Source organism: Streptococcus sp. DD11, from assembly GCF_001578865.1.
Taxonomy (GTDB): Bacteria; Bacillota; Bacilli; order Lactobacillales; family Streptococcaceae; genus Streptococcus; species Streptococcus panodentis.
This window is the reverse complement of record NZ_KQ969457.1, coordinates 1-387: the sequence shown is the minus strand read 5'-3', so window position 1 is coordinate 387 and position 387 is coordinate 1. Positions and strand designations below refer to the sequence as shown.

Sequence of the window (387 nt, the reverse complement as noted above, 5' to 3'; positions counted from 1 at the left end):
GGCTATTGCTTACTCCGGCTGGTTTGGTAATGAGCCTGGAGTCCAGTCTCAGATTTTCCGGACGGCTCAGAATATTTCAGAACATAGCAATGGAGCCTATAGTTTCATTAATGATGCGGGTGAAAATCTTTTAAATGATAGAAATTTCAAAGAAGCTCTTGATTTAAAAGTAGGGGAGGATGTTGCTAGCGAAATTATAGGCGGCAAGTGGACTTCCAAAGGCCGCAACAAATATGTCTTTGGCAGTGATAATGTCTTAACAATCAACGACCTTGTCTCTGATAACTACATGCGTGTCAATGCCCGTGGGGATGTGCTGGTCCTGATGAATGCTGATTCGCCGGCTGACAGTGTCTTGGGGCAGACCGAGCTTCCGCGCCTGATTGA

At 45.7% G+C, this 387-nt stretch carries 1 protein-coding gene; it reads left to right on the top strand.

Features of this window, described 5'->3' with window-relative positions; all coding sequences use genetic code 11:
• The coding region (locus STRDD11_RS13830; protein WP_164828525.1) for a hypothetical protein at nucleotides 1-387 on the top strand (387 nt) is incomplete at both ends.